Here is a 26157-nt window from a genome sequence, read left to right as displayed (position 1 = left end):
TTGCGACGGGGCCTGGAAGCTATCGGCCATCCCGGTGTGAACTATGCCGTCGTAAATGGCCGCAGCTTGAACAGGGCCTCAGGGTTTTCCACCAGTGCACGATGACGGGCCGCCTCATCTGGTAGCCAGCCGAGCGTCAGTTCAGCAAGGCGAGCATCGTCCGGATAGGCAGCCGTTTCGCGCACCGAATTATGCGGCCAGTTGGTGCCCCAGACGATGCGCTCCGGCGCATGGGCGGCGATCACCCGCGAAAAGGCGGCGACATCCTCATAGGGCCACTTCTCCCGCGAACTTTCATAGACGCCGGCGAACTTGAACCAGAGATTGCCGCGATCCATCAGCTTCAGAAGAACAGTCATTTCCGGACCGTCCGTTTTGATGCCCTTGAAGAACTTGCCGTGGTGATCGAACACCCAGCGTGAGCGGATTTTCTGAAGACGTGGCAGGTGGTCGAGAAGACCATTGCCGTCGAATTGCACCGCCACCATCCAGTCAGCCGCGTGCGCCCTCTCATCCACCGCCTCAAGCTCGGAAAGGTTCACCGCACCGCCAGGCAGATCCATGATGCGCGCGCCAACGGCACCGGCGGCGGCAAGCTTTTCCATGTCCTTCTCGGTCGTACTCGCATCGATAATGACCACGGCGCGGGCCGCTTCGCCCATCTCAGCAACACAGGCGAGCGTGTTGCCATTATCGCGCTGATGGGCGTTTCCCTGAGTGATGATGACCCGGTCGATGCCGAGCCATTGCATGAGCTTGCGATAGTCCTCCGGTCCCGGCAGGGCGCCCGGCGGCAGGCCCGGCCCGCCCGGCAAGGCCGGATAACCGGGCAGATACATATGCATCTGCGTGTCGACGGCCCCTTTCGGGAAGGCGGGCCGAGGTGCTGTGCCGCTCAGTTTTCTGACGAGTTCGCTCACGGGTCTGGCATCCTGAATTCAAGCAATGCGTCGCGGTTGATCTCAATTCCAAGACCGGGACCATCGGGAATGGCGACAATGCCGTTTACCGCCTCGATCGGCTTGCTAAGCACGGCCTGGCGGAACGGATTATAGGTGCGGTCGAATTCCATGATCGGCTCTATCGGATTGACCCGCACCGGATCTGGCGTCATCGCCGCCATGAATTGCAGCGCGGCGGCGATCTGCACGCCGGTCCCCCAGACATGCGGCACGATGCGCACGCCGTGCAGCGTGGCAAGCGTCGCAATCTTCTGTGTTTCGGAAAAGCCGCCGCAGCCGCATAGATCGGGCTGGAGAATATCCACAGCACCGGCGGAAAGCGCCTGCCACATGCCATAACGTCCATGCCAGGTCTCGCCGCCCGCAACCGGGATTGGCTGGCCCGCCCGCACCCGGGCATAGGCATCAAGCTGTTCCGGAACCACCGGTTCCTCAAACCAGTCGATACCATAATCGGCAGCGCGCTTGCCGAGCGTGATGGCTTCGGTGACGGTATAACCGTGATTGGCGTCGATCATCAGCCGCATATCCGGCCCGATGGCCTCCCGCACCGCAGCGATGACCCTGAGGTCTTCCTCGATACCGAAACCGATCTTGATCTTGCAGGCGTGAAAACCCTCTGCCCGGCGTTCCGCCATCTCCAAGGCATTGTCGGAGACGCGGTCAACGCCATCGCGCTTGAAACTGCCAGTCGCATAGGCGCGAACGCTTTCGCGCCAGCGCCCGCCGAGCAGCATCGAGATGGAAGCACCGTAGTGCTTGCCCTTGATGTCCCAGAGCGCAATGTCGATGCCGGACAAGGCAGTGAGGCTGAGGCCGCGCTGGCCCTGATCGCGCAGGGCATTATAAAGCACGGCCCAGATTTTTTCGGTCTGGCGCGGGTCCTGGCCGATAAGCCAGCCCGCATAAGCCTGAACCACGGCGGCATTCGGCCGTGCCGGGCCGAGGCATTCACCCCAGCCGACGGTCCCGTCGTCACATTCGATCTCAACCAGAATATGGGCGCGTCGATCAAAGCGCATGGATGCACTTTCAAACGGCGTGTCCAGCCGGTGCTCGAGCAGATGCGTGCGCACCGCCGTGATTTTCATGGCTCCCCTCCCGCTTGTCTCGATCAGGCCCCCTAATCAGGCTTTGCGCTTATGCGTGCCGATCAGGGCATCGAGCATGCCGATTTCCTCATTCGTCAGGTCCTTCAGCGGCGCACGCACCGGACCGGCGTTGAAGCCCTGCAGGCGCACGCCGGCCTTGACGGCGGAGACGGCGTAACCCTTGGCGCGGTTGCGGATCGCCATGAACGGATAGAAGAACTCCGTCAGGATGCGCTCGCAGGTGGCGCGCTCACCGGCACGCAGCGCCGCATAGAACTCATTGGCAAGGCCCGGCACGAAGTTGAAGACCGCCGAGGAATAGGTGGTGAAACCGGCGCCGAGATAGGCTTCGGCAAACAGTTCCGCCGTCGGCATGCCGCCGAGATACATCAGGCGGTCACCCATCTTGGCGGTGATCTGGCGCACAAGGCCGATATCGCCGGTGCCGTCCTTGAAACCGACGAGGTTCGGGCATTCGTCGCAGAGACGCGCCAGCGTATCGGCCTGCAGCACGGAATTGTCACGGTTATAGACCATGACGCCGATGCCGACCGACTGACACACCTTCTTGATATGGGCGTAAAGCCCTTCCTGCGGCGCATCGATGAGGTAATGCGGCAGAAGCAGGATACCGTCAGCACCGACCTTTTCGACAGAGCGGGCAATATCAACGGCGATCTCGGTGCCGTAACCGCAGCCGGAAACAATGGCGGTTTCGCCGGCAACTTCCTTGGCGGCGGAGACGATGGTGGGGATCTCATCCGGCTTCAGCGAAAAGAACTCACCCGTGCCGCCGGCGGCAAACAGCACCGGCGCCTTGTATCCGGCGAGCCATTCGACATGCGCCCTGTAGCTATCGGCCGCAAAACGACCCTCGGCATCGAAATGGGTGACCGGGAAAGACAACAGACCGGAGCCAAGCGCCGTCTTGATTTGTTCAGGGTTCATCATCGAAATTCCTCTGCAAGTTCACTGACTGAAAGCCACCTAAGCCGCTTGCCGCATCTTTGTCAACAACTCATCATACATCTTGTATGATGAATTTCGAAAATCTGTCACAGATCAACGCGCCAGCCAGCCGCCATCAACATTGAGAATGGCGCCATGCACGTAATCCGCCGCCGGCGAAGCCAGAAAGACCGCTGCACCGGCGATATCTTCGGAATGACCCCAACGGCCGGCCGGAATACGCTCGAGAATGGCTTTGTTGCGGGCGGCATCCGCGCGCAACGCCTCGGTATTGTTGGTTTCGATGTAACCGGGCGCGATGGCATTCACATTGATGCCCTTCGCAGCCCACTCATTCGCCAGAAGCTTGGTGAGACCGGCAACGCCATGTTTCGCCGCCGTGTAGGACGGGACGCGAATGCCGCCCTGAAACGACAGGAGCGAGGCGATATTGACCACCTTGCCGGGCCGACCTTTTGCCAACAGCTCTTTCGCAAAGGCCTGCGTGGTAAAAAACAGCGCCTTGAGATTGACATCCATAACCTCGTCCCAGTCGAGTTCGGAAAACTCGACTGAATCGGCACGGCGGATGATGCCGGCATTGTTGACGAGAATATCGAAGCCGGCATCGACAAAACTGTCCTTCGCCGCCAGCGGATCGGCGAAATCGATCGACAGGGCGCTCGCCTTGCCGCCATCCTTCGCGATGATATCAAGCGTTTCATCCGGTGCGCGGCGCGCGGCGCAGACCACCTCCGCACCGGCTGCGGCGAGCCCCACCGCAATCGCCTGACCAAGACCGGTATTCGCGCCTGTCACGAGCGCCTTACGCCCCTGAAGCGAAAAGGGATTTCTCATTTCAGATCCCCCGGCTGGATGAAGTCCATGTCGGTATAGTCGACATTGTCGCCCGCCATGGCCCAGATGAAGGTGTAAGAACCGATGCCGGCACCGGAATGGATGGACCAGGGCGGCGAAATCGCGCCTTCTTCGTTCGAAATGAACAGATGGCGGGTCTCCTGCGGCTCGCCCATCAGATGCAGGACGCGCGACTTTTCATCCATGCCGAAATAGAGATAGGCTTCCATGCGGCGGTCATGAATATGCGAGGGAATGGTGTTCCAGACGGAGCCGTCCTCAAGCATCGTATAACCCAGCACCAGCTGGCAGCTTTCCATGACAAGCGGATGGATGAACTGGTTGATGGTGCGCTTGTTGGAGGTTTCGGTCGCGCCGAGCTTGACCTCCTTGCTGTCGGCAAGGCTGACGAGCTTTGCCGGCAGGCTGCGATGCGCCGGGCAAGACGTGATGTAGAATCGGCCGGCACCATCAAACGTTACCGCGCCGCTGCCCGCACCGAGATAAAGCACGTCACCGCGATTGAGTGTGTAGGTCTCGCCGCCGGCGCTGACGGTGCCCGCCTCGCCGATATTGACGATGCCCATTTCACGCCGGTCGAGGAAGGACGGCGTCTTGGTTTCTTCCACCTTGTCCAGCGTCAGCGGCGCACCATTTGGCACCGCGCCGCCCATGACGAAACGGTCGTAATGGGTATAGATCAGCCTGATTTCACCGGAACGGAACATGTCGTTGGCGAGGAAATGCCGGCGGAGCCCTTCGGTATCCAGCGTTTTTGCATATTCCGGGTTCACGGCCTGCCTTGTCTCGACGGTCAGCATCAAACTCATCCTTCATGATTGTTGCGTATGGCACATAATATATGTTATCCGCTTTTTGTACGATCTGTATGACAAGGTCAAGAGGTGCCGGCATATCTCGACCACGCTGCGGACGTGGAACAGGCTTGGGAGAATTGCAATGAAACGGCTTCTTGTTACCGGTGCGGCGGGCCAGCTTGGCCGCGTGATGCGTGAACGCCTTGCACCGATGGCCGAGATATTGCGTCTTGCCGATCTCGCCCCGCTCAACCCGGCAGGGCCGAACGAGGAATGCGTGCAATGCGACCTTGCGGATGCGAATGCCGTGGATGCCATGGTCGCCGGTTGCGACGGCATTGTTCATCTGGGCGGCATTTCGGTGGAGAAGCCCTTCGAACAAATCCTTCAGGGCAATATCATCGGGCTTTACAATCTCTACGAGGCCGCCCGCGCCCATGGCCGGCCGCGCATCGTCTTTGCCAGCTCAAACCATACAATTGGCTATTATTCCCAGACCGAGAGGCTCGGTCCCGACGTGCCCGTCCGGCCGGACGGGCTTTACGGCGTTTCCAAATGTTTCGGCGAAAGCCTTGCCCGCATGTATTTCGAGAAGTTCGGGCAGGAGACGGCGCTGGTGCGCATCGGCTCCTGCACGCCGGAACCGACCAATTACCGTATGTTGTCCACCTGGTTCTCATACGATGATTTCGTATCGCTGATCGAAGCGGTGTTTCGCGCGCCGGTGCTCGGCTGCCCGGTCGTCTGGGGCGCATCGGCCAATGATGCCGGTTGGTGGGACAATTCGCATCTCGGTTATCTCGGCTGGAAACCGAAGGACAATGCCGAGACCTTCCGGCAGCATATATCAGCGACAACGCCGAAGCCTGCCCCTGAGGATGCGCTGGTGCGGTTTCAGGGCGGTGTGTTCGTCGACAATCCGATCTTCAAGGAAAGCTGAGATGCCGCATGAAACATTCCCGGCGCAAGCGGCGGGATTGCAAGCCGGGCAGCGAATGACGTATCGAGGACCGGTGCACGCAACCGACATTTTTTAGAACGGCGACCAAGATGACAAAAGCGACAACCTCCGAACCGGGCGCTCCACAGGGCAGAACGCTTGTGGTGAAGGTTTCGGAGGAACTCCGCAGCCAGATCGCCAAGGGCCGTTACAAGACGGGCGACCGCCTGCCCTCCGAAGCGCAGATGACGCAGGAATTCGGCGTCAGCCGCACGGTGGTGCGCGAGGCTATCGCTTCGCTGCGATCCGACGGTCTGGTCGAACCCCGTCAGGGCGCCGGCGTCTTCGTGCTGGAGCCCGCACCTGCGGAGCGGCGGCCCTTCCACAATGTTGATCTCGCACGCGTCTCCTCGCTGATCGAGATGCTGGAGCTACGCACGGCCGTGGAAGGCGATGCCGCCGGCCTTGCCGCCATTCGCCGTTCACCGGCGCAGGAAGAAAAGATCATCGAGGCCTTCGATGCCTTCCGCGCCAGCGCCGCCAAGGGCAGCCCGACGGCCGAAGCCGATTTCGCCTTTCATCTCGCCGTGGCCGAGGCGACCAACAATCCCCGCTTCAGCGAGTTCCTGCAGGTGCTGGGGCCGACCGTCATTCCACGCCGCGCCGTGGCCGAAAACGGCTCGGAAACCGTGCTTTCACCTGCCGATCTCAGCCGTCTCGTCGGCGAACACGAAGCGATCCTGATCGCCATACAGGACGGCAACGAGGATGCGGCGCGAAGCGCCATGCGCAACCACCTGAAAAGCAGCCAGACGCGGTATCGCGCCATGCTGCGCGCACCACGCTGAAACTGCCTAAACCGCATTACATGATTGAGGAGAACGACATGCAGCAGCTACCGACATTCCCCACCATTTCACCCGACGATGGTGTCGAACGCACCGTGCTTTCCGAAGCGCCGGAGCTGATGGTGGTTTCGTTCCGTTTCAAAACCGGTGCCGAAGGCAAGCTGCACAGCCATCCGCATGTGCAATCCACCTATGTCGCCAGCGGCAGTTTCCGTTTTTACCGCGATGGTGAAGCCTATGACCTGCAGAAGGGCGACAGCCTTATTGTGCCCGGCCATATCGAGCATGGTTGCCTGTGCCTGGAAGAGGGCGAGCTGATCGACTGCTTCACCCCGCGCCGCGACGATTTTCTCTGAGGCAGAGCGCGGCGGCAGGTCGTCACTCCAGTGACAAATCCCGCAGGGTGCGTGGCAGGCTGTTCATGCACTCCACCCCTGAAGGTGTGACCAGAAACTGGTCCTCGATCATCAAAGCCCCCAGCCCTTCGCCATAAAAAGGTGCTTCGAGCGCGACCACCATGCCCGGAAGAATGATTTCCGGGTTGTCGTGGGAAAAGAATGGCCATTCCTCGATACCCACACCGCCGCCGACGGAATGGCCGAAATGGCCGCGATAATATTCGCTGAAACCGTCCTTGCGCATCGAGGCGAGCATGGCGGCGTGCACCGCACCGAAGCTGTTACCGGGGCGAAGCGCTTCCAGCCCGCAGGCGAAGGCCGCTTCAAGCGCTTTGAAGATATCGGACGCCAAAGGCGAGACCGGTCCCCACGAGAAACTCCGCGCGCCATCCGATGAATAACCGTCGACCAGCGTGCCGACATCGGCCTTGATCAGCGCACCCGGCGTCACAGCCGCCGCCATATCCGACAAGGCAGGCCCCACGGATATGTAATCCCAATGCCCGCTCAGCGAAAAACCGGATTTCGCGGCATATGCCTGCACGCCGGATTTCCAGGCGTCGGAGAGTTGGCCAAGCATCGCGCCCGGTCGAACGGCGGCTGCCATCTCGACCAAGCCTGCCTCGGCGGCGGCGGCGGCCTTCCTGAGAAGTTTTATCTCGCGTTCGGATTTCACTGCCCTCAGACGTTTCAGCGCCGTCGAACCATCAATCCATTTCACGTCGGGCAGCGCCTGCCTTAGCGCTGAAAAATCGGCGGCGGGCATGAATTCAAGGTCCGCACCGATGCGCGCCGCAGACAGCCCGCGCTCTCGCAGCAGATCGGAGAGCAGGCCGAAACAGGCGGCGCGGTCGAATGTCTCCGGCCTCGGCCCGCCGCAATTATTGCGGCGATAGGCATCGTCCACCTGCGCGATGGTTCCCACACCCGACAGATCGACCATATCGATCCAGATGCGATGGCAGCGCAGATCGACATCAGGCGCGAGTTTTTTGATGGTCGGGGCGGCGTGATCGCTGACGACGGCGGCAATCCCCGCCCCCGTATCGGCCGGCACCAGCGCAATCGCCGAACCCGCCCTGCCCCACATGGTTGCCACACCGGCATGCGCGCCGACCGCATATCGAAAGGCTTCGGGCTGGAAAAGCACCAGCGCATCCATGCCCGCTTCTCGCATCAACTGCTGGGCACGGCTTCGGTCGATATCGCTCATGGGAACCCCGGTGACTGTTTAGCTGCGGTGTTTCGCTGCAGGTTTATGAACCTACGCTTTAGCAGTCACCGTGAGAGGAAAGAAGGTGGAAGATGATGTCTCCACCCCGAAGATCGTCAGTTGGAGCGAGCGGATGCCCCTTGTTTCTTCTCCCCACCGGGGAGAAGTCCGCGGCAGCGGGATGAGGGGGCAAGCGTCGAGATATGCGGAGAGCTTGCCCCCTCATCCGACCCTTCGGGCCACCTTCTCCCCGGCGGGGAGAAGAAATATGCCGCAATGCCTTGCCCTATCCGAACGAGCGGCGGATAAATCCACCGCTCGTTGTCTTTCACGCCTCCAGCCACTTCACCTGCTCGGCCGTCAGCCTGATATCCAGCGCCGAAAGACTATCCTCCAGCTCCGCAATCGTGCGCGGTCCGATCAGCGGGATGACCGGGAAAGGCTGGGCGATGACATAAGCGAGCGCGATATGGATCGGGTGCCGCTCAAGTTTCTGCGCAAGCTCGATCGCCCTGTCGCGGCGGACGAAATTGCGGTCGGAATACCAGACGCGGACGATTTCCTCATCATCCTGCTTGTCGCGCCCTGCCCGGTCGGTGAAGAAACCGCGCCCCTGGCTGGACCAGGCAAAATTGGGGATCTGGCGGGATTTCAGCCATTCCTTCCACTCGTCATCCGATGCCGCCACGCATCCCGCCCAGATCGGATCGAGCATTTCGGCGAGCGAGAAATTGTTTGAAAGCGCGCCCGGGGCCTGTTTGCCGTTCTTCTGAGCATAGGCGGCCGCCTCGTCCATGCGCTCGCGCGTCCAGTTCGAACCACCGAAAATGCCGCGAATGCGGCCGCGCCGAACCTCGGCATCCATGGCATCGACGAACTCACCGACCGGAATATCCAGATTATCGCGATGCATGAAATAGGCATCGACATAATCCGTCTTCAGACGTTCCAGCGACTGGTCGAGTTGCTTGGCGATCATATCAGGATAGCAGAGCGGCGAATGCGCACCCTTGCCGATCAGCACGATCTCCTCGCGCGGCACATTGCGGCTGGTGTGCCAGTCACCGAAAATCGCCTCGGTCCTGCCTGCGCCATAGACATAAGCCGTATCGAACAGATTGCCGCCCGCCTCGTAGAAGGCATCGAGCGTCAGGGACGCGGAGGCAAAATTGGGGAAAAATTCGAAACCGAGCGCGACCACGGAGGCGGGCTTGGCAAGGCCCGGAATCTGCCGCTTCGGAACCGCGTTTCCAGCCACGACCTTGCCGCCGGTAATGTTGGCAACGCGCGAGGTTGCCTTTTCGACGCTGTATTCAAGGCCGACCGAGGCGCGCCATTGATCCATGACACGCAGATTGCCGAGGCTGTCGGCCCAGCCCATGCCCGGTGCATCGAATTCCTTTTTGCCCTCACGGATCGCCTCACCCGCTGCATCGACCTCAAAGGAATAAAGCCAACGATCCTCCGGCAGCTCGATGGTTTCCACCTTGTCGCCCCTGAAGATATCAATCCGGCCGGTGCCGCCCTTATGGCCGGAAGCGTACCAGAAATCCTTGACCTCGATCCGGCCCTCCGAACCGATGATGCGCAGCACATTGTCCTGCCCCGCCATGATCGAGCAGGACACTTCGGCGACGATGCCGTTGGAAAATTTCAGCACGGCCGAGGCCCATTCGTCGACACCCGACTGGCCGAGATGGGCAGCGCCCGCCACCTTTTCCGGCTCGGCAAAGGGTTTGCCATCCACCGCGCCGGCAATCAGCCGCACCATCGAGACCGGATAACCGCCGACATCGAGAATGCCGCCGCCCGCCATCTCATTGGCGAAGAGCCGGTGATCGGCCCGGAACGAACCCATGTTGAAACCGAAGCTGGAACGGATGATCCGGATATCGCCAACCGCGCGGCTCTTGACCAGTTCGAGCAATTTAGCCGTCTGCGGGTGCAGGCGATACATATAGGCCTCGCCGGCAAAGACGCCTGCCTTTCTCGCCTCGTGGAAAATGGCGTCGGCATCGTAGGCGGAAAGCGCAATCGGTTTCTCCACCAATACATTCTTGCCGGCGCGGATGGCCTTGATCGCCCATTCGGCATGGCCGGTATGGGGTGTGGCGATATAGACGGCATCGATATCGGGATCGGAAAGCAGCGCATCGTACCCATGGATGATGCGCGCACCGGCGAAGGCCTCGGCCAGGCCGGGCTTGTCCGGATTGCGGGTGGCGATGGCCTCTAACCTGCCGGTACGGGAATGGGCGATGCCGTCAGCGAATGTTTTCGCGATAGTACCCGGGCCGATGATGCCCCAGCGGATCGGTTGTTCGGTCGTCATGAAATCCTCGTCTTATGTAGGTGCTTGGGAAAAGGTTCAGCGCAGGCGTTCGCCCTTGCTGTCGAAAAGGAAGGCCCGGCGGGCGGAAAGACCGACCGTCAGCCGGTCGCGATTGCCGACGTCGCGCGATTCCGGCCTCTCGATGATGAGCTGCTCGCCGCCTTCGGTACGGGCATAAACGTAGCTGGTATTGCCGAGATGTTCGGCGACATCGACATGCACGGTGAGATCGGCATCGCCCTGCCCCGCATCGGAAAAATGTTCGGGCCGGATGCCGAGCGAAACACGGGCTCCGTCGTTCAAGCGGGCCTTTGTCGGCAGGGTCAGCCGCACCGCAGGATCGCTGTCGAGCGAGAGCGTCACGCTCTCCGCGCCGCTGCCGATGATGGTGGCGTCGAGAAAATTCATCTTCGGCGAACCGACGAAACCGGCAACGAAACGGTTGGCGGGATCATCGTAAAGATCGAGCGGCGCGCCGACCTGTTCGATATTGCCCGCGCGCAGGACGACGATCTTGTCGGCCAGCGTCATCGCCTCGGTCTGGTCATGGGTCACATAGATCATCGTTGTCCCCAGCTGCTTGTGCAGCCGCGATATCTCGACGCGCATCTGCACCCGCAGCTCCGCATCGAGGTTGGAGAGCGGCTCGTCGAACAGGAAAACCTGCGGTTCACGCACGATGGCGCGGCCGATGGCGACACGCTGCCTCTGGCCGCCGGAAAGTTGCTTCGGCCGGCGCTCCATCAACTCGTTGATCTGCAGGATTTCGGCGGCGCGGTTGACCCGCTTTTGCGTATCGGCCTTGGGATTGCCATTCATTCGAAGGCCGAAGGACAGGTTTTCGGCAACCGTCATATGCGGATAAAGCGCATAGGACTGGAACACCATGGCGATGCCGCGATCCGCCGGATCGGCATCATTGACCGTCCTGCCGCCGATGCTGACATCACCATCCGATATGTCTTCCAGCCCGGCAATCATGCGCAGCAGCGTGGATTTGCCGCATCCGGAGGGGCCAACGAAGACGACGAATTCGCCGTCGGCAATATCCAGATCGGCACCGTGGATGACTTCGAGCGCGCCGTAACGCTTGACCACGTTCTTGAGCGAAAGTTCCGCCATGCGGCCTCCCCTTACTTGACTGCCCCGGCGGAAATGCCGGCGATGAAGTGACGCTGCAAGGCCACGAAAACCACGAGGATGGGTGCGGTGAGCAGCACCGCGCCGGCCATGATGCCGCCCCATGACACTTTGGTGAGCCCGATGAGGGTGCCAAGCGCCACGGGTGCGGTCATCATTCCTGGGCGGGAATTGATGAGAAGCGGCCAGAGGTAGTTGTTCCACGAGGCCAGGAAGAGGATGATCGACAGCGCCGCCATGGTGGGACGCGCCAGCGGCAGGGCGATGCGCAGAAATATCTGCCACTCCTTGACGCCCTCCACCCGTGCCGCATCGAAGAGTTCCGTCGGCATCATCGAGAAGGATTGCCGCATGAACAGCACGCCGAGCGAATTGAACAGCGGCGGCACGATCAGCGCCACCCAGGTATTGGCGAGCTTGAATTCGCGCGCCACCATGATGAACTGCGGGATGACGACGACCGCAAAAGGCAGGGTGATGGTGCCGAGAATGATGGCGATCACCACCCCGCGTCCCGCAAAGCGGTACCGCGCCAGCGCCCAGCCCGCCATCGAGGTCAGGAACACCGAAAGGACAGTGTAGATGACAGCGACGGTGATCGAGATGAACATGGCCCGCAGGAAATTCGTATCCGCCTGAAGGTTCTCGAAATTATCGATGAAGTTGGTGGACGGCACCAGCACAATGTCCGGGCTGAAAATGCCGTAATCCGGCATCGTCGAGAACACGAACATCATCCACAGCGGAAACAGCCAGATGATGGCGAGCGGCGTCAGCGCCGCATGCAGCGCGATCTTCTGCCAGAAAAGCGATCTCGATTTCGATCTCATTTCGGCTCCCTCCCGACCCATAGATTGAGCAGCGAAATGGCGATGGCGAGCGCCGCCATGGTGTAGGCAATGGCCGAGGCATAACCGAAATTGAGCGAGGTGAAGCCCTGCCGGTAAAGGAACAGCCCCAGCGTCTCCGTGCCGCCGCCTGGCCCGCCCCTGTTGGTGATGAGGAAGGGTTCAGCGAAAAGCTGCATGGTGCCGATGACCGACAGGACGACGCAGAAGAGGATGATGGGTTTGAGGAGCGGCAGGGTTATGTAGAAGAACTGCTGCCGTTTGCTCACCTTGTCCAGCGTCGCCGCCTCATAGACATCACCCGGGATGGATTGCAGCCCGGCCAGAATGATGATGGCGTTATACCCCGCCCAGCGCCAGGTAACCGCGATGATGACGAGCGCCATGGCGGCATTGGCATTGTCGAACCACGAAATGGGCGAAAGGCCGACGGAGGTGATGAGCTTGTTGATGATGCCGAAATCGGCGCTGAACATCAGCCGGAAAACGGCGGCATAGGCAACCTCGCCGACAACAACAGGCGCGAAAAAGGCAAAGCGGTAGAGTGGCCGCGCCTTTAGGAGCGGCGAATTCAGGAGCACCGCCATGACGGTGGCGAGCGCGATCATGACGGGCACCTGAATGACCAGAATGATCAGCGTATTGTAGAGCGCATTATAAAAAGCCGGGTCGGAGACGAGCCGCCCCCAGTTCATGGAGGGGGCGAACCGCCACGGATTGATGCGTGTATTCTGGAACGACAGCATGAACGAGCTGATGATCGGCCAGACCCAGAAGGTGGCGAAAATCAGGAGATAGGGCGCAAGGAACGCATAAGCGATCCTGTTCCTTGACGGCATGACGACCTCCAGATGCCGGCGGTTTTGCCGGGTAAATGGAAAAGTTTGAAAGAGGCCTGCCCCCGTTTGAGGGCGAGGCCATGGCAAGGCGGTACCGCGCGTTTCTTCTCCCAGTGGGGGAGGAGGTGGCCCGAAGGGCCGGATGAGGGGGCTAGCTCGCGGTCTATCGCTGGCCTCGCCCCTCATCCCGCTGCCGCGGACTTCTCCCCCTCGGGGAGAAGAAACGCGCGGCACCCGCTCGGTCCATCAGCTACCGACTGTTTACTCCGCGGCCGGCAAACCTGTTGCCGTTTCGATCTGCTTGGCCGCATCATCCAGCGCGGCCTTCGCATCGGGGTACCCGCCCGCAAAGTACTTCGTCTGCGTCGCCTTGTAGATCGCATCGGCATCCGACTGGAACGCCGTGCCGCGGCTTGGCACAATCTTCGGCAGGGTGGCGAGAATATCGGTCCACACAGCCTGCCCGCCCCAATAGGCCTGCTTTTCCTTGACGAAAGGATCGTCAATGGCTGACAGCAGCGAGGGAACGAGGCCGAAGGATTTCAACATCGTCACCTGCCCTTCATTGGTGGTCAGCGCGTAATCGATATATTTCCAAGCGGCCTCCTTGTGCTGGGATGTCGAGCTGATTGCGAGTGACGAACCGCCGAGATTGGCCGCATGCGGGCCATCCGGCGTCAGGCTCGGCATCAGATAGACGCCCCATTTGCCGGAAAGATCAGGAGAGCTGGAACGCACCGTGCCTTCATACCAGGCGCCATACATCTGGCTTGCGGCCTTTCCTGCCGTATTGGCCTGGATCTTTTCATCCCAGATCGCGGCCGTGATGATGCCGGCGTCTTTCATCTCCTTGACCTTTTCAAGGGTCGCGACACAGGCGGGCTTGTTGATGGTGATGCTCTGGCCATCGGTCGAAAAGTAACCGCATCCCTGTTCATTGGCGATCATGCGGAACCATTCGCTGTCGCCGTTGAAATCGGCTTGCGCCATCACCGTGCCGGGATTGGCAGCCATGACCTTTTTGCCCGCAGCGATGAAATCATCCCAGCTTTTGATGGTGGCGGGATCTACACCCGCCTTTTCATAGAAGTCGCGGCGATAGAACACCGCCACTGGACCCGAGTCCCACGGAACCGCATAGGCGACGCCGTCAACCTCTAGTTCCGTGCGCTTGAAATCAGGGAAAAGCGCCTGTTTCTCAGGCGTGTAGCCAAGCTCGGTCAGATTGGCGAAACAATCGGGGAAGCGGCTCCAGAACAGCTCCGCCTCGAAATTCTCTATGGTGACAATGTCCGGAAGACCATCACCACCGGCTGCGCAGGCGGCAAGCGTCTTGTCAAAAACCTGATTGTTTCCAAGGTCTTCAACGACGATCTTGATATCCGGATTCTGTTTATTGAAACCTTCCACCGTGGATTTCAGCGCGGAAGCCGCGACATTCCAGCTCCAGATGGTGACGGTCTCGGTTTGCGCGAAAGCCGGGGCTGCAAGAAGCAGCATAGCGGTAGACGCGCCTAGAAATTTCAAGCACATTGAAAACCTCCCTTTTTCAATTGCCGTTCTTAAGCGAACATGGGCACATTAGCGGCGGCAGGAAATCTGTCTCGTAAAAAGGGAACACCGATTTGGCGGAAAGTAAGATTGCCGAAAGAGCCTTCTACCAACCGGGTGCGAGCAGCATCGAAGGCATGCCGACAACGCTTCAGCTCTTTCATAATCACCCGCCCATCATGCTCCGCCCCCACTGGCACGCGCAGGTCGAGGTGAATTATGTGATGTCGGGATCGGTGCATTACCGCATGGGCGATCATGAACTCTCGCTCGAGGCCGGCCAGATGTGCATTTTCTGGGGTGGCCAGCCGCACCAGATGGACCGCTCCTCCGACGATTCCTTTTATGCGGGCGCGCATCTGCCGCTCGTGCATTTCTTCCGTATGCGCCTGCCTGCCGCCGTCTCCAGCCAGTTGATGGGTGGCGCCACAATGGTGAGCGCCGAAACTGACCTGGCGGATAAGGAGAATTTCGGCCGCTGGTTCCGCTATGTCGCCTCGGGTGATCCGGCCAGAGCGCAACATGCGGTGGAGGAATTGCTGCTGCGGGTGGAACGGATGTTTCTCGAACCCTATTCCGTCGTATCGTCCGCCGCCGATGCAAAACACAGAGAGGATGAGGAAGGCATGGCGCCATCCATCGGCGTGGTGCGCATGTGCGATTTCATCGCCGCCAATTTCCTCGACGATATCGACGCGACCGATATTGCCCGCGCCGCATCATTGCATCCGAAATACGCGATGAACCTGTTCCGGAAATCCACAGGCATGACGCTGATCAAATATCTGACCCTGCTACGCCTTTCGCGTGCACAGGCAATGCTGATGACCGGCAAGGACAATATTCTGCAGATCGCCATGGAAAGCGGCTTCGGCTCCGTCAGCGCCTTCAACAAGGCGTTTCGCCAGATCGCCGGCATGTCACCTTCCGATTTCCGCCGCGACATGCGGGCGACGGCGGCTTAGGGCACCTCCCTCATTCCTGTGCTTGTCACCGGAATCCAGTCGACGCGCGTCTACGCGGCGAGAGGACTCTTTTCAGCTCAAGACTTTGGCGGGCTGTATCCCTGTGACAATCACAGGGATGAGGAGGAGCCTGAAGCCTAGTCCCCAATTTCTTCCGGTTTCGGAAAAGCTCCGCCGCGCTGCCGCGCCGCCTGCCGATAAGCCCGGGGCGAACTGCCGAGCATCCGCCGGAACATGGTGGTGAAGGCGGGAATGTTTTCATAACCGGCATCCAACGCCACATTGGTCACCGCCTCGCCGGCCGCCAGCCTCGGCAGTGAAGCGAAAATGCAGGCCTGCTGGCGCCAGGTGACGAAACTCACCCCGAGTTCCCGGCGGAACAGGCGCGTGAAAGAGCGGCGGCTGATTCCCATGGCTGCCGCCCAGTCGTCGATCTCCACCCGTGCTACGGGCTTCTTGAGGAAATCGCGGCAGAGCGCAGCCAGACGCTGATTATCGGGAAAAGGCAATCCGAGCGGCCTTTCCGGCAGGCGGTTGACCTCGTCCAGCAAAAGCGCGCGCACGAGGCCCTGCCGATGAAATGCCGACGGCTGGTGTTCCTCAGCCAGCAGTTCCGAAATCAGGCTGGAGGCGAGATCGGTTATTTCCACCACCCGCGGCGCGCCGGCATGGAAGAGATCGGGATGAACGTAGATCGAGTGCATCTCCACCGTGGAAATGGTCTCGGCCTCGTGCTGCAGCCCGGCAGGAATGAGGAGCCCGTGACCGGGCGGTATCATCCAGCGCCCATCGGCGGTGCTGACCAGCACCACACCCTGACGGGCACACCAGATCTGCACCCGGCTGTGGCTGTGGGGCGGGGTTCGGTGCCCCGTGGGATAGACGCGGCAAAGCGCCAGCACCGGTTCATTGGTGCCGTCGATCAATTTCAGACTGCGTTCATGCTCGTCCTGCGTCAGCCCTGCAGGCGGCCGCGATTTGATTTTTGCCATTTGGCCCACTCACAAAGAAACTCGTCCAGAACAAAAATGCAGGCCAGAAACAATATGAATAAAAGCGGGAAGAAATAAAGACACGTTTCCCGCCCTTCCATCGGGAATCTGGAGAGGATACACCATGGCCACCGTCACCAGCGCCGGGTTCAACCCGCAACGCACGGCGTTTTCAATCATCGCTGCCGCGAGCTTCTGCCATATGCTCAACGACATCATGCAATCGCTGCTGACGTCGCTTTACCCGCTGCTGAAGGCCAATTACGCGCTCGATTTCATGCAGATCGGGCTGCTGACCTTCGCCTTTCAGGTCACCGCATCGCTGTTGCAGCCGGTCGTCGGCATGGTGACCGATCGCTGGCCCATGCCCTTCTCCCTGCCCGTCGCCATGCTGTCCACCTGCGCCGGCCTCATCACGCTCGCCTTCGCCCACAGTTTCGAGGTTCTGGTGATCGGCGCCTGCCTCATCGGCATCGGCTCGGCGATCTTCCATCCGGAAGCCTCGCGCGTTGCGCGCCTGGCATCCGGCGGCCGTCACGGCCTTGCACAGTCCTTCTTCCAGGTCGGCGGCAATACCGGAACGGCCATCGGCCCGCTGCTCGCCGCTTTCATCGTCATACCGCTCGGCCAGTCGAGCCTCAGCTGGTTCTCGCTGATTGCGCTCGTCGGTTTTGGCGTGCTTTCGTGGGTCGGCGTCTGGTATACCCGCCATCGCCGCGCCACCGTCGGCAAGGCCCCTGTCAGCCGCGCCCTGCCGCTGGCACGCGGCACGGTTATGATGACGCTTCTCGTTCTGGTGGTCCTGACCGCAACCAAGAACGCCTATCTCGCCAGCCTGTCCAGCTACTTCACCTTCTACACGATCGACCGGTTCGGTCTTGGCGTGCAGGACGCGCAGGTTCTGCTGTTCCTCTTCCTCGGGGCTTCAGCACTCGGCGTGTTCTTCGGCGGCCCGATCGGTGACCGTTTCGGCTCCCGCGTGGTCATCTGGTTCTCGATCCTCGGCGTCATTCCCTTCGCGCTGATGCTGCCCTATGCCAACCTGTTCTGGACGGCGGTTCTGGTCGTCGTGATCGGCTTCGTCTTCTCGTCGGCCTTCTCGGCCATCGTGGTGTTCGCACAGGAACTGGTGCCGGGTCGCGTCGGCCTCATCGCCGGCATGTTCTTCGGTTTCGCCTTCGGTTTCGGCGGTATCGGGGCGGCGGTTCTGGGCGTCTATGCGGACAAGGAAGGCATTGAATTCGTCTATCGCATCTGCTCCTACATGCCGCTGCTCGGCCTTTTGACGGTGTTCCTGCCGAAGCTGCCAAGCCACCGCTAAAAGCCTTGCGTTCAACGCTTTTCATCACGGCGGTCACCTGTGATACTCAGGTGATCGCCGTGATCCGTTAAGCGAAGACCGCACTCTGCGCCAAAAACCGTCAGGCCGATTTACGCAACATCAGATCGGCGCTGAGGAGAATGCGCTCGCGCATCCGGGTTGCGTCATCCGCCTCTTCATCCAGCTTCTGCAACAGAAGCTCGATCGAGAGCCTGCCGATCTCGTTATAGTTCTGCGCCACCGTGGTAATCGGCGGGCAGGCGTAACGCGACAGCGGATGATCATCATGGCCGGCGACCCGGAGATCGTAATCCGCACCGTGACCAACCTTGATCCCTTTCTGGAAGGCGGCGGCGATGACGCCGAAGGCGATACGGTCGTTGGCGCACAGAATGGTGCGCGATGGCAAAAGCCCTGCCCCATCAAGCAGCCGGGAGGCTTCATCAAAGGCGAAACGTTCGAAATCCCAGGTGACGATATCAGGGACATCGATCACATGCGGCTCGAAACCGAGACGCTGCATGGCCTCCACGTAAGCCGTGCGGCGCGTCGCAGCATTGGTGTTGACCTGCGGCATGTCGAAGAAACAGGGCGGCTCGCCCGAACGGCAGAGATAATCCACCATCAGCCCGACACTCTGGCGGTTGTCGGTGCCGACAAAGGCCGAGGTCTCATCGAGAGGCGAATCCACATAAACGATCGGAATACTGGCCGCGAGCTGCTCCAGCGTGGCGCGGTGGGATTTGACACCGAGCGGGGCGATGATGGCGCCCGCGACATTCATCGACTTGAAGGTGCGGATGGCGCGGTCTTCAATCTCCGCCTTGCCGTCAGATGACAGCACGAAGGCAAGGAACCCCGCCTCATTGGCGATGAGTTCGATACGGCTCGTCAGCGCCATATAGAACGGGTCCGTCGAGTTCGGGATGATGATGCCGATGATATTGGAGCGGCGGCGGTTGAGGTTCACGGCAAAGATATTGGGCCTGAAGCCCGATTTCTTCAGCGCGTCCTCAATGGCATCCCGGGTCTTCTTGCGGACCGAGGCCGGATCATTGAAGTATTTCGAAACGGTCGGGCGGGAAAGGCCGACGAATTCCGAAAACTCTTCCATCGTCCTGATAGATTTGGCCAAAGTGCTTGCCCCCATGAAATATTACATGTGGTATTCTATATCGACCGGCCTTCGCACGAAAAGCCGGTCGAATGTGGTTATCAACGGCCAAAAGATCATTCGGCCGCAAATTGCACTTTCATTGTAGCCGGATCGGACGGCTTTTTCGTAAAGAACGGCAGCATCTCCGAAAGCGGCAGTCGGTGCGACACCAGCCGCGCCATGACATCACCATCCGTCTCCAGAATAGCTAACGCCTGCGGAATGTTACGGTTCAGCGAATGTGAACCGACAAGCTTCAACTGACGCCTGAAGATTTCGAAGGGCGAGACAGCAATGCGGGCATCCGGCGCGCAGACGCCAAAGAACAGCGCCGTACCGCCATCGGCAACCAGCGGGATCATCGCTTCCGCAACAGCGGCGATGCCGGTCGCATCGGCCACGAAATCGAACGATTTCTGTTGCCGCAGGAGCGCTTCCGAGCCGGAAACCGCCACCTCAAGCCCGAGATCTTCGGCGAAGGCCAGCCTGCTTTCATTGATGTCGGCAATCGTCACCGTCCTGATGCCGCGCGATTTCAGCGACAAGGCAAGCAGCAGGCCGATAGGGCCGGCACCAAAAACCAGCGCGTTTTCCGGTACGATACCACTTTCGCCGATGCCCGCGCTCTGCATGCCATTGACGACGCAGGCGAGCGGTTCTGCCAATGCCGCGACATGATAGGGCATGGAACCGATGCGGTGCAGGTGATCGGCATGCACCACGCTGAATTCCGCAAAGCCGCCATTATGGGAGACGCCATAGGCCTTCAGTGTGCTGCAGAGGTTGGTAAGCCCCTTCCTGCAACTCGCGCAGACGCCACAGGGCAGATTGGGATCGACCACCACCCGTTCGCCAACCTTGATGCCAGTCACATCAGCGGCCACGGCCGCGACTTCACCGGCATATTCATGGCCCGGGATAACGGGAAAGGCACCGTCGCCATAACGTGCATGGAGTACATCGATGTCGGTGTGGCAAAGCCCCGAAGCCTTGACCCGCACGAGGGCGTGGCCCGGCGGTAGATCCGCGACCGGAACCTCCGCCAGCACGACGCGTCCCTTCTCGACGAATTGAATGGCATGCATGGTCATCTCCGGCTTTTCAGCTCATCCAGTTGCCGCCATCGACATTGTATGTCTGGGCGAGAATATAATCGCTGTCGGAAGAGGCGAGGAAAACCGCCAGCCCCTTGATGTCATCGGGCGTGGCGAAACGGCCGATCGGCACGGATTTAGCTACCGCCGCCTTCTTCTCCCCCGGCCTCAGGCCTTCCCATTTGGCAAAATGTGCATCGACCACTTCCCAGTGCTCACCATCCACGACACCGGGCGCGATGGCGTTGACATTGATGCCGTGCTTGACGAGCGCCAGCGCCGCCGACTGCGTGGCGGAAATGATCGCGGCCTTGGAAGCGCAATAAAGCGTGACGAGCGCCTCACCGCGACGGCCGGCCTGGCTCGCCATATTGATGATCTTGCCGCCGCGTGCACGGGCAATCATGACATTGGAGACGGCCTTCATCATGAAAAGCGGTCCCTTGAGATTGATGTCGAAAACCCGCTCATAGCTCTCTTCGGTAATACCGTTGATCGGCGCCATATCGAAGATAGCGGCATTGTTGACAAGGATATCGATGCCGCCGAATTCCTCATCCACCGCCTTCACCACCGCATCGATCTGACCAAGGTCAGTCACATCCAGCTTTACGGCCTTGGCAGAAGGGCCGATGGCGGCGGCAGACGCCGTCGCACGGGCGATATCGATGTCAGCGATGATGACCTTTGCGCCTTCATCGGCAAAAGCCTGTGCGAAACCAAGGCCGATACCGCGGGCGGCGCCGGTAATCAGCGCGACCTTGTTGTTCAATCTCATGTCGATCTCCGTGATGCATGGCGGACAACTCGGCCATGCTCGCTTGTTGTTAGATGCAATTTTCTCACCCCCTCATCCCTGTGCTTGTCACGGGAATCCAGTCGACGTGACTCTCATGCGGCGGAGAGAGTTCTTTCAGCCCAAGGGCTTGGGCTGGCTGGATTCCTGTGACAAGCACAGGAATGATGGCGGCGGGTGTGGGGCCACCCATGCCGCCCGCCGCCAAAGTGACGAACGGGCGGCACGCCGGGAGGACGCGGCTACTTGATGTAGCCCGCGCGGGTCATGTCACGCTCGACCTGTTTCTGTGCGCCCTCAAGCGCCGCATCGACGGTCTGCTGGCCGGAAAGGGCTGCCGCGATCTGCTGGCCGACAACCGTGCCGATGGACTGGAATTCCGGTATGGCGACGAACTGCACGCCGGTATAGGGAACCGGATCCTTGGTCGGTTTCGACGGATCGGCCGACATGATGGCCTTCAGCACCGTATCCGCAAAGGGCGCCGCCTTCTTGTATTCCGGCAGCTCATAGGTGGATTTGCGCGTGCCCGGCGGCACGGCTACCCAGCCTTCGCTTTCACCGACCGTCTTCACATAGGACTTCGAGGTCGCCCATTTGACGAAGGACTTGGCGGTTTCGAGCTTCTTCGTGCTGTTCGGAATTGCAAGGTTCCACGACCAGGACCAGCTCGACCCGTTCGGCGTCGCCTCGACCGGAGCCCGCGTGAAGGCGGTCTTGTCGGCGACCTGGCTCTGTTTGGGATCATAGACCCGGCCTGCCGCCGAGGTGGCGTCGATCCACATGGCGCAGCGGCCGGATGAAAACAGCGTCTGGTTCTCGTTGAAGCCGTTGGCTGCCGCACCGGGCGGGCCGTAAGAGGTCATCAGCGCGACGTAATCCGAGATCGCCTTTTTCCACGGCTCGCTCGTCAGCTGCGGCTTCCAGTCCATATCGAACCAGCGTCCGCCATAGGTGTTGATCATGGTCCCGAGGAAAGCCATGTTCTCGCCCCAGCCCGGCTTGCCGCGCAGGCAGATGCCATATTGCTGCTTCGACTTGTCGGTCAGCTTGGCGGCAAAATCCTTGATCTGGTCGTAGCTCGGATTATCAGGCATCTTCAGACCGGCCGCGTCGAACAGGTCCTTACGGTAAAGGGTAAACGAGCTTTCGGTATAAAACGGCACCGCGTAAAGCTTACCGTCCACCGTCAGGCCTTTTTTGATCGGATCGAGCAGATCGGCGTAATCGTAATCGTCGCCGAGATCATCGACCGGCGCCAGCCAGCCCTGCTTACCCCAGATCGGCGCTTCATAACCGCCGATGGTCATGATGTCGAACTGGCCGCCATTGGTGGCGATATCGGTGGTGACACGCTCGCGCAGGACATTCTCTTCCAGCACGATCCAGTTGATCTTGTTGCCCGTTTCCTTCTCCCAGGCGCTGGAAAGCTTCTGCATAATGATCATGTCGCCATTGTTGACGGTGGCGATGTTGATTTCTTCCGCCTGCGCAAGACCGGCGAAAAGGCCGATGCCGACCACGGACGATGACAGAATTCCCATAAATTTGTTCATGATACCCGCTCCTCCTTTACGGATGTCCACGCACAACAATACATGCGTAAATTTTTTATCCTTCAAAACTCACTCCTTTGTCAACATACGAAAATAAAACCAATCACGGCCACGTCGCCGAAAATACCATAAATGATTGTTTTACCGCGAATAACATCTTCAAAAATTATTTCATCGAGCAGCCATCCCGCTGCGATGCAGCAAAATTTTTATCACCACATATATTGACGCGCGTAAATTTTTGAATGATATCCGAAAGCAAGAGTCCGCGAAATGGCGGGATTTTCCTCGCCCGAAAGGCCGGGACCGAATGCATGAGGAGTAGACGATGAGGCAGACATCCGCACTGGCGCCGCACACGAAAGGTCCGACCATCACGGCAGGTGAAATCCTCGTGGAAATCATGGCGACGACGGTGGGCGACGGGTTTCTCGAACCGCAATCGCTGATCGGCCCCTTCCCGAGCGGCGCACCGGCCATCTTCACCGATCAGGTGGCGCGTTGCGGCGGAAGCGCCGGCATCATTGCCGCAGTTGGTGACGATGATTTCGGCCGTCTCAATGTCGAAAGGCTTCGCCGCGACGGCGTTGATGTCTCGGCCATCGCCACAATAGCCGACCGGCCGACGGGCAGCGCCTTCGTGCGTTACCGGGAAAATGGCGCACGGGACTTCGTTTTCAACATAGCCCATTCGGCGGCGCGCGAAACGCATATGACGGATGAAGCGCAGGCCCTCATTGAAAAAGCCGGGCATGTGCATGTCATGGGATCGGCCTTCGCGATTGCCGGTATTGGCGAGATCATTCTGGAAGCGATCAAAAGCGTCAAGGCGCGCGGCGGCTCGGTGTCCTTTGATCCGAACATCCGCAAGGAACTGGCGCAGGACGATGCCGGCCGCAGGCTGATCGATGATCTCCTTGGTGTCACCGATCTTCTGCTGCCTTCCGGCGAAGAGCTTCAGGCCGCCTCAGGTCTGGATGACGAGGACGCAGCGATCGAAAAGCTCCTCGCCTCCGGGATCGGCGAGATCGTGCTGAAACGCGGTGCGGATGGCGCAAGCCATTTCAGCCGTACCCATGGACGTATCGATGCCCCCGGCCTGAGGGTTCGCGAAGTCGACCCGACCGGTGCCGGCGACTGTTTCGGCGCAACCTATCTCACCTGCCGCCGCCTCGGCATGCATCCACAAAAGGCGCTCGCCTACGCCAATGCCGCCGGCGCGCACAATGTCACTCGCCGCGGCCCGATGGAGGGCGCCGTCAGCCTTTCCGAACTCGACGCCTTTCTGGCCGCGCAACTGTCGGAGGAAATCCTGTGACCGGCATACTCGAAAATCTCGCCGCCGCGCGCCGCTCCGGCAGGCCCGCTGGCATCACCTCAGTCTGCTCCGCCCATCCCGTGGTTTTGCGCGCCGCAATTCGCCGCGCCGCCGCCGGCAAAACACCGGTGCTGATCGAGGCCACCTGCAACCAGGTCAATCACCTCGGCGGTTATACCGGCATGACACCGCGGGACTTCGTCACCTTCGTCAACAGCATTGCCGAGGAAGAAGGATTGCCCCGCGAACTAGTGATCTTTGGCGGCGATCATCTCGGCCCCAATCCCTGGCGCAGGGAAAAGGCCGAAGATGCGCTGACAAAAGCCGCCGCGATGGTCGAGGCCTATGTGGCGGCGGGTTTTCGCAAGATCCATCTTGATGCATCGATGGGCTGCGACGGTGAGCCGGCAGCGCTGGACGACGTCACGATTGCCAACCGGGCCGCGAAACTCGCGGCCGTCGCCGAAAAGGCAGCCATCGAGTCCGGCTTGCCAAAACCGCTTTATATTCTCGGTACCGAAGTGCCGGTGCCGGGCGGCGCCGATCATGTGCTCGACACGGTTGCACCAACGGAGCCGCAGGCAGCGCGCCAGACAATCGAGCTTCACCGCGAAATCTTCGCACGGCATGGTCTTTCCGATGCGTTCGAACGGGTCATCGCCTTCGTCGTACAGCCCGGCGTGGAATTCGGCAGCGACAATGTCGTCGCTTATAATCCACAGGCAGCCATTGCCTTGAGCGCCGTGCTGGATGCCGAACCACAACTGGTTTTCGAGGCCCATTCCACCGATTACCAGACACAGGCCGCTCTCACGACACTGGTATGCGATGGATATCCCATCCTGAAAGTGGGTCCCGGCCTGACCTTCGCCTATCGCGAGGCGCTTTACGCTCTCGACATGATCGCATCCGAGATGGTCAGCGACTATGGCGATCGTCCCCTGGCGCGGACCATGGAAGAGCTGATGCTCTCCTCGCCCGGTGACTGGCGCGGACATTATCATGGCGATGACATCACGCTCCGATTGCAGCGCCACTACAGCTACAGCGACCGTATCCGCTATTACTGGACGCGGCCGGAGGCGCTTGCGGCCGTTTCCGCCTTGCACAAGGCACTGGATGGGAAGACAATTCCCGAGACCCTGCTGCGGCAGTATCTCGGCGAGCTACCGCTCGCGACGGTTGCGGGCAAGGATATGGAGGAGGTTCTGGTCGCGGCGGTGGATCAGGTACTGGCGACCTACCACGCAGCAACGGGCGAAGGTCGCCACTGAGACAATCATTGAGTTTGGATGCCCCAGCGGGTGTCTTTCTGGGAGGGGACTATCATGGCAACACGGAACACGAGCGGCCTTGCGCGGGTGATGCTAGCGCCGTCGGTCCTGCTTTTGCTGGTATGGATGATCGTGCCTTTGGCGATGACCCTGTGGTTCTCGTTCCAGAACTACAATCTGCTCAACCCTGCCAATGTCAGCTTCGCCGGCCTGTTCAATTACCAGTATTTCTATACCGATCCGGCCTTCTTCCAGTCGATCTGGAACACGCTGCTGATCGTCGGCGGCGTGCTTTTGATCACCGTCATCGGCGGCATCGCCATTGCGCTGCTACTCGACAATGACATCTTCGGTCAGGGCATCGTGCGCATCATGATCATCTCGCCCTTCTTCGTCATGCCGCCTGTCGCAGCACTGGTGTGGAAGAACATGATCATGCATCCCGGTTACGGCGTGCTTGCCGATCTGTCGCGCTTCTTCGGCCTGCAGCCGGTCGACTGGTTCGCGCAGTTTCCGCTGCTCTCCATCATCATCATCGTCGCCTGGCAATGGCTGCCCTTTGCCACGCTGATCCTGCTCACCGCCCTCCAGTCGCTCGATGGCGAGCAGAAGGAAGCGGCCGAGATGGATGGCGCCAACTTCATCAACCGCTTCATCTACCTGACGCTGCCGCATCTTGCCCGCGCCATCACCGTCGTCATCCTCATCCAGACGATCTTCCTGCTCGGCGTTTACGCGGAAATCCTCGTCACCACCAATGGCGGCCCGGGTTATGCCTCGACCAACCTTGCCTTCCTCATCTATCGCACGGCGCTTCTGGGCTACGACGTCGGCGGCGCATCGGCCGGTGGCATCATCGCCGTCGTGCTCGCCAATATCGTCGCCATCTTCCTGATGCG

At 60.3% G+C, this 26157-nt stretch carries 24 protein-coding genes; 8 read left to right on the top strand and 16 right to left on the bottom strand.

Translation table 11 applies throughout. The features are described 5' to 3' along the window. Positions 1 to 41: 41 nt before the first annotated feature. The 5 genes from V6R85_RS20645 to kduI all read right to left on the bottom strand — a co-directional run bounded on the left by V6R85_RS20645 (position 42) and on the right by kduI (position 4680). Positions 42 to 920 (bottom strand): D-galactarolactone isomerase, encoded by an 879-nt coding sequence (locus tag V6R85_RS20645; RefSeq protein WP_080570353.1) that lies wholly within the window; start codon positions 918 to 920, stop codon positions 42 to 44. Next, positions 917 to 2053, bottom strand: coding sequence for a D-galactarolactone cycloisomerase (locus tag V6R85_RS20640; protein WP_080866736.1), 1137 nt, complete (start codon positions 2051 to 2053; stop codon positions 917 to 919). Before V6R85_RS20640 ends, V6R85_RS20645 begins: the two co-directional genes overlap by 4 nt. Before the next feature lie 36 nt (positions 2054 to 2089). Further along, on the bottom strand, positions 2090 to 3001 hold the full coding sequence (gene kdgD, locus V6R85_RS20635) for a 5-dehydro-4-deoxyglucarate dehydratase (RefSeq protein WP_080867429.1): 912 nt from the start codon (positions 2999 to 3001) through the stop codon (positions 2090 to 2092). 114 nt (positions 3002 to 3115) lie between these two features. Continuing rightward, positions 3116 to 3859, bottom strand: a complete 744-nt coding sequence (kduD, locus tag V6R85_RS20630; protein ID WP_020812566.1) for a 2-dehydro-3-deoxy-D-gluconate 5-dehydrogenase KduD — start codon at positions 3857 to 3859, stop codon at positions 3116 to 3118. Further along, a complete protein-coding gene (gene kduI, locus V6R85_RS20625) occupies positions 3856 to 4680 on the bottom strand; it encodes a 5-dehydro-4-deoxy-D-glucuronate isomerase (protein WP_020812567.1) in 825 nt (274 codons plus the stop codon). Before kduI ends, kduD begins: the two co-directional genes overlap by 4 nt. A 139-nt stretch (positions 4681 to 4819) precedes the next feature. On the opposite strand from kduI, the gene V6R85_RS20620 reads away from it, so the two are divergent. The 3 genes from V6R85_RS20620 (at position 4820) to V6R85_RS20610 (ending at position 6821) form a co-directional block, all read left to right on the top strand. Continuing rightward, the gene (locus tag V6R85_RS20620) at positions 4820 to 5617 is read left to right on the top strand and encodes an NAD-dependent epimerase/dehydratase family protein (RefSeq protein ID WP_112958751.1); all 798 of its coding nucleotides are present in this window, start codon (positions 4820 to 4822) and stop codon (positions 5615 to 5617) included. 110 nt (positions 5618 to 5727) lie between these two features. Then, entirely contained in the window at positions 5728 to 6465 is a 738-nt protein-coding gene (locus V6R85_RS20615; RefSeq protein ID WP_003508113.1) for a FadR/GntR family transcriptional regulator, read from the top strand. Between the two features lie 38 nt (positions 6466 to 6503). Beyond that, entirely contained in the window at positions 6504 to 6821 is a 318-nt protein-coding gene (locus V6R85_RS20610; RefSeq protein WP_003508111.1) for a cupin domain-containing protein, read from the top strand. Positions 6822 to 6843: 22 nt separating this feature from the next. Here V6R85_RS20610 and V6R85_RS20605 read toward each other — a convergent pair whose 3' ends face one another. The 6 genes from V6R85_RS20605 to V6R85_RS20580 form a co-directional block, all read right to left on the bottom strand. Beyond that, a complete protein-coding gene (locus V6R85_RS20605) occupies positions 6844 to 8076 on the bottom strand; it encodes a M24 family metallopeptidase (RefSeq protein ID WP_026372461.1) in 1233 nt (410 codons plus the stop codon). 328 nt (positions 8077 to 8404) lie between these two features. Next, positions 8405 to 10408 (bottom strand): aldo/keto reductase, encoded by a 2004-nt coding sequence (locus V6R85_RS20600; RefSeq protein ID WP_003510392.1) that lies wholly within the window; start codon positions 10406 to 10408, stop codon positions 8405 to 8407. A gap of 36 nt (positions 10409 to 10444) precedes the next feature. Further along, positions 10445 to 11530, bottom strand: coding sequence for an ABC transporter ATP-binding protein (locus tag V6R85_RS20595; RefSeq protein ID WP_003510391.1), 1086 nt, complete (start codon positions 11528 to 11530; stop codon positions 10445 to 10447). An 11-nt stretch (positions 11531 to 11541) separates the two neighbouring features. Continuing rightward, on the bottom strand, positions 11542 to 12378 hold the full coding sequence (locus tag V6R85_RS20590; protein ID WP_003510390.1) for a carbohydrate ABC transporter permease: 837 nt from the start codon (positions 12376 to 12378) through the stop codon (positions 11542 to 11544). Further along, the gene (locus tag V6R85_RS20585) at positions 12375 to 13235 is read right to left on the bottom strand and encodes a carbohydrate ABC transporter permease (protein ID WP_003523586.1); all 861 of its coding nucleotides are present in this window, start codon (positions 13233 to 13235) and stop codon (positions 12375 to 12377) included. The genes V6R85_RS20590 and V6R85_RS20585 overlap by 4 nt, the downstream gene beginning before the upstream one ends. Before the next feature lie 261 nt (positions 13236 to 13496). After that, complete coding sequence (locus V6R85_RS20580; protein ID WP_112958752.1) at positions 13497 to 14768, bottom strand: ABC transporter substrate-binding protein; 1272 nt, start codon at positions 14766 to 14768, stop codon at positions 13497 to 13499. A 92-nt stretch (positions 14769 to 14860) separates the two neighbouring features. On the opposite strand from V6R85_RS20580, the gene V6R85_RS20575 reads away from it, so the two are divergent. Continuing rightward, positions 14861 to 15751 carry a helix-turn-helix domain-containing protein gene (locus tag V6R85_RS20575; RefSeq protein ID WP_003510385.1) on the top strand — a complete coding sequence of 297 codons (891 nt, stop codon included), beginning with the start codon at positions 14861 to 14863 and terminating at the stop codon, positions 15749 to 15751. 137 nt (positions 15752 to 15888) lie between these two features. On the opposite strand, the gene V6R85_RS20570 is transcribed toward V6R85_RS20575, so the two are convergent. After that, positions 15889 to 16743, bottom strand: a complete 855-nt coding sequence (locus V6R85_RS20570) for an AraC family transcriptional regulator (protein WP_003510382.1) — start codon at positions 16741 to 16743, stop codon at positions 15889 to 15891. Positions 16744 to 16867: 124 nt separating this feature from the next. Between V6R85_RS20570 and V6R85_RS20565 the strand changes: the two genes are divergently transcribed. Beyond that, positions 16868 to 18064 carry an MFS transporter gene (locus V6R85_RS20565; protein WP_003510380.1) on the top strand — a complete coding sequence of 399 codons (1197 nt, stop codon included), beginning with the start codon at positions 16868 to 16870 and terminating at the stop codon, positions 18062 to 18064. A 100-nt stretch (positions 18065 to 18164) separates the two neighbouring features. On the opposite strand, the gene V6R85_RS20560 is transcribed toward V6R85_RS20565, so the two are convergent. From V6R85_RS20560 to V6R85_RS20545, 4 genes are all read right to left on the bottom strand, one after another. After that, positions 18165 to 19178, bottom strand: a complete 1014-nt coding sequence (locus V6R85_RS20560; protein ID WP_003510378.1) for a LacI family DNA-binding transcriptional regulator — start codon at positions 19176 to 19178, stop codon at positions 18165 to 18167. A gap of 116 nt (positions 19179 to 19294) precedes the next feature. Then, the gene (locus V6R85_RS20555; protein ID WP_112958755.1) at positions 19295 to 20305 is read right to left on the bottom strand and encodes a D-altritol 5-dehydrogenase; all 1011 of its coding nucleotides are present in this window, start codon (positions 20303 to 20305) and stop codon (positions 19295 to 19297) included. 16 nt (positions 20306 to 20321) lie between these two features. Then, positions 20322 to 21092 (bottom strand): galactitol 2-dehydrogenase, encoded by a 771-nt coding sequence (locus tag V6R85_RS20550; RefSeq protein ID WP_112958754.1) that lies wholly within the window; start codon positions 21090 to 21092, stop codon positions 20322 to 20324. Between the two features lie 260 nt (positions 21093 to 21352). Then, positions 21353 to 22666 (bottom strand): ABC transporter substrate-binding protein, encoded by a 1314-nt coding sequence (locus V6R85_RS20545; protein ID WP_174055153.1) that lies wholly within the window; start codon positions 22664 to 22666, stop codon positions 21353 to 21355. 328 nt (positions 22667 to 22994) lie between these two features. Between V6R85_RS20545 and V6R85_RS20540 the strand changes: the two genes are divergently transcribed. The 3 genes from V6R85_RS20540 to V6R85_RS20530 form a co-directional block, all read left to right on the top strand. After that, complete coding sequence (locus V6R85_RS20540; protein WP_111781229.1) at positions 22995 to 23984, top strand: tagatose kinase; 990 nt, start codon at positions 22995 to 22997, stop codon at positions 23982 to 23984. Continuing rightward, entirely contained in the window at positions 23981 to 25258 is a 1278-nt protein-coding gene (locus tag V6R85_RS20535; protein ID WP_111781222.1) for a D-tagatose-bisphosphate aldolase, class II, non-catalytic subunit, read from the top strand. The genes V6R85_RS20540 and V6R85_RS20535 overlap by 4 nt, the downstream gene beginning before the upstream one ends. Positions 25259 to 25312: 54 nt before the next feature. Further along, positions 25313 to 26157, top strand: an 845-nt coding sequence (locus V6R85_RS20530; protein WP_336377183.1) for a carbohydrate ABC transporter permease, incomplete at its 3' end; no start/stop codon positions are given.

The organism is Agrobacterium sp. CCNWLW32 (assembly GCF_037083425.1).
Classification (GTDB): Bacteria; Pseudomonadota; Alphaproteobacteria; order Rhizobiales; family Rhizobiaceae; genus Agrobacterium; species Agrobacterium radiobacter.
The sequence above is the reverse complement of the archived record's forward strand: the minus strand, read 5'-3'. Positions and strand labels throughout refer to the sequence as shown.

What these genes read in the sequence shown, in the direction of transcription:
- V6R85_RS20545 (WP_174055153.1), bottom strand. Translation starts at nt 22,666, where the DNA reads ATGAACAAATTTATGGGAATTCTGTCATCGTCCGTGGTCGGCATCGGC.
- kduD (WP_020812566.1), bottom strand. Translation starts at nt 3,859, where the DNA reads ATGAGAAATCCCTTTTCGCTTCAGGGGCGTAAGGCGCTCGTGACAGGC.
- V6R85_RS20595 (WP_003510391.1), bottom strand. Translation starts at nt 11,530, where the DNA reads ATGGCGGAACTTTCGCTCAAGAACGTGGTCAAGCGTTACGGCGCGCTC.
- V6R85_RS20620 (WP_112958751.1), top strand. Translation starts at nt 4,820, where the DNA reads ATGAAACGGCTTCTTGTTACCGGTGCGGCGGGCCAGCTTGGCCGCGTG.
- V6R85_RS20580 (WP_112958752.1), bottom strand. Translation starts at nt 14,768, where the DNA reads ATGTGCTTGAAATTTCTAGGCGCGTCTACCGCTATGCTGCTTCTTGCA.
- kdgD (WP_080867429.1), bottom strand. Translation starts at nt 3,001, where the DNA reads ATGAACCCTGAACAAATCAAGACGGCGCTTGGCTCCGGTCTGTTGTCT.
- V6R85_RS20555 (WP_112958755.1), bottom strand. Translation starts at nt 20,305, where the DNA reads ATGCATGCCATTCAATTCGTCGAGAAGGGACGCGTCGTGCTGGCGGAG.
- V6R85_RS20550 (WP_112958754.1), bottom strand. Translation starts at nt 21,092, where the DNA reads ATGAGATTGAACAACAAGGTCGCGCTGATTACCGGCGCCGCCCGCGGT.
- V6R85_RS20610 (WP_003508111.1), top strand. Translation starts at nt 6,504, where the DNA reads ATGCAGCAGCTACCGACATTCCCCACCATTTCACCCGACGATGGTGTC.
- V6R85_RS20600 (WP_003510392.1), bottom strand. Translation starts at nt 10,408, where the DNA reads ATGACGACCGAACAACCGATCCGCTGGGGCATCATCGGCCCGGGTACT.
- V6R85_RS20560 (WP_003510378.1), bottom strand. Translation starts at nt 19,178, where the DNA reads ATGGAAGAGTTTTCGGAATTCGTCGGCCTTTCCCGCCCGACCGTTTCG.
- kduI (WP_020812567.1), bottom strand. Translation starts at nt 4,680, where the DNA reads ATGCTGACCGTCGAGACAAGGCAGGCCGTGAACCCGGAATATGCAAAA.
- V6R85_RS20570 (WP_003510382.1), bottom strand. Translation starts at nt 16,743, where the DNA reads ATGGCAAAAATCAAATCGCGGCCGCCTGCAGGGCTGACGCAGGACGAG.
- V6R85_RS20605 (WP_026372461.1), bottom strand. Translation starts at nt 8,076, where the DNA reads ATGAGCGATATCGACCGAAGCCGTGCCCAGCAGTTGATGCGAGAAGCG.
- V6R85_RS20590 (WP_003510390.1), bottom strand. Translation starts at nt 12,378, where the DNA reads ATGAGATCGAAATCGAGATCGCTTTTCTGGCAGAAGATCGCGCTGCAT.
- V6R85_RS20565 (WP_003510380.1), top strand. Translation starts at nt 16,868, where the DNA reads ATGGCCACCGTCACCAGCGCCGGGTTCAACCCGCAACGCACGGCGTTT.
- V6R85_RS20615 (WP_003508113.1), top strand. Translation starts at nt 5,728, where the DNA reads ATGACAAAAGCGACAACCTCCGAACCGGGCGCTCCACAGGGCAGAACG.
- V6R85_RS20585 (WP_003523586.1), bottom strand. Translation starts at nt 13,235, where the DNA reads ATGCCGTCAAGGAACAGGATCGCTTATGCGTTCCTTGCGCCCTATCTC.
- V6R85_RS20640 (WP_080866736.1), bottom strand. Translation starts at nt 2,053, where the DNA reads ATGAAAATCACGGCGGTGCGCACGCATCTGCTCGAGCACCGGCTGGAC.
- V6R85_RS20540 (WP_111781229.1), top strand. Translation starts at nt 22,995, where the DNA reads ATGAGGCAGACATCCGCACTGGCGCCGCACACGAAAGGTCCGACCATC.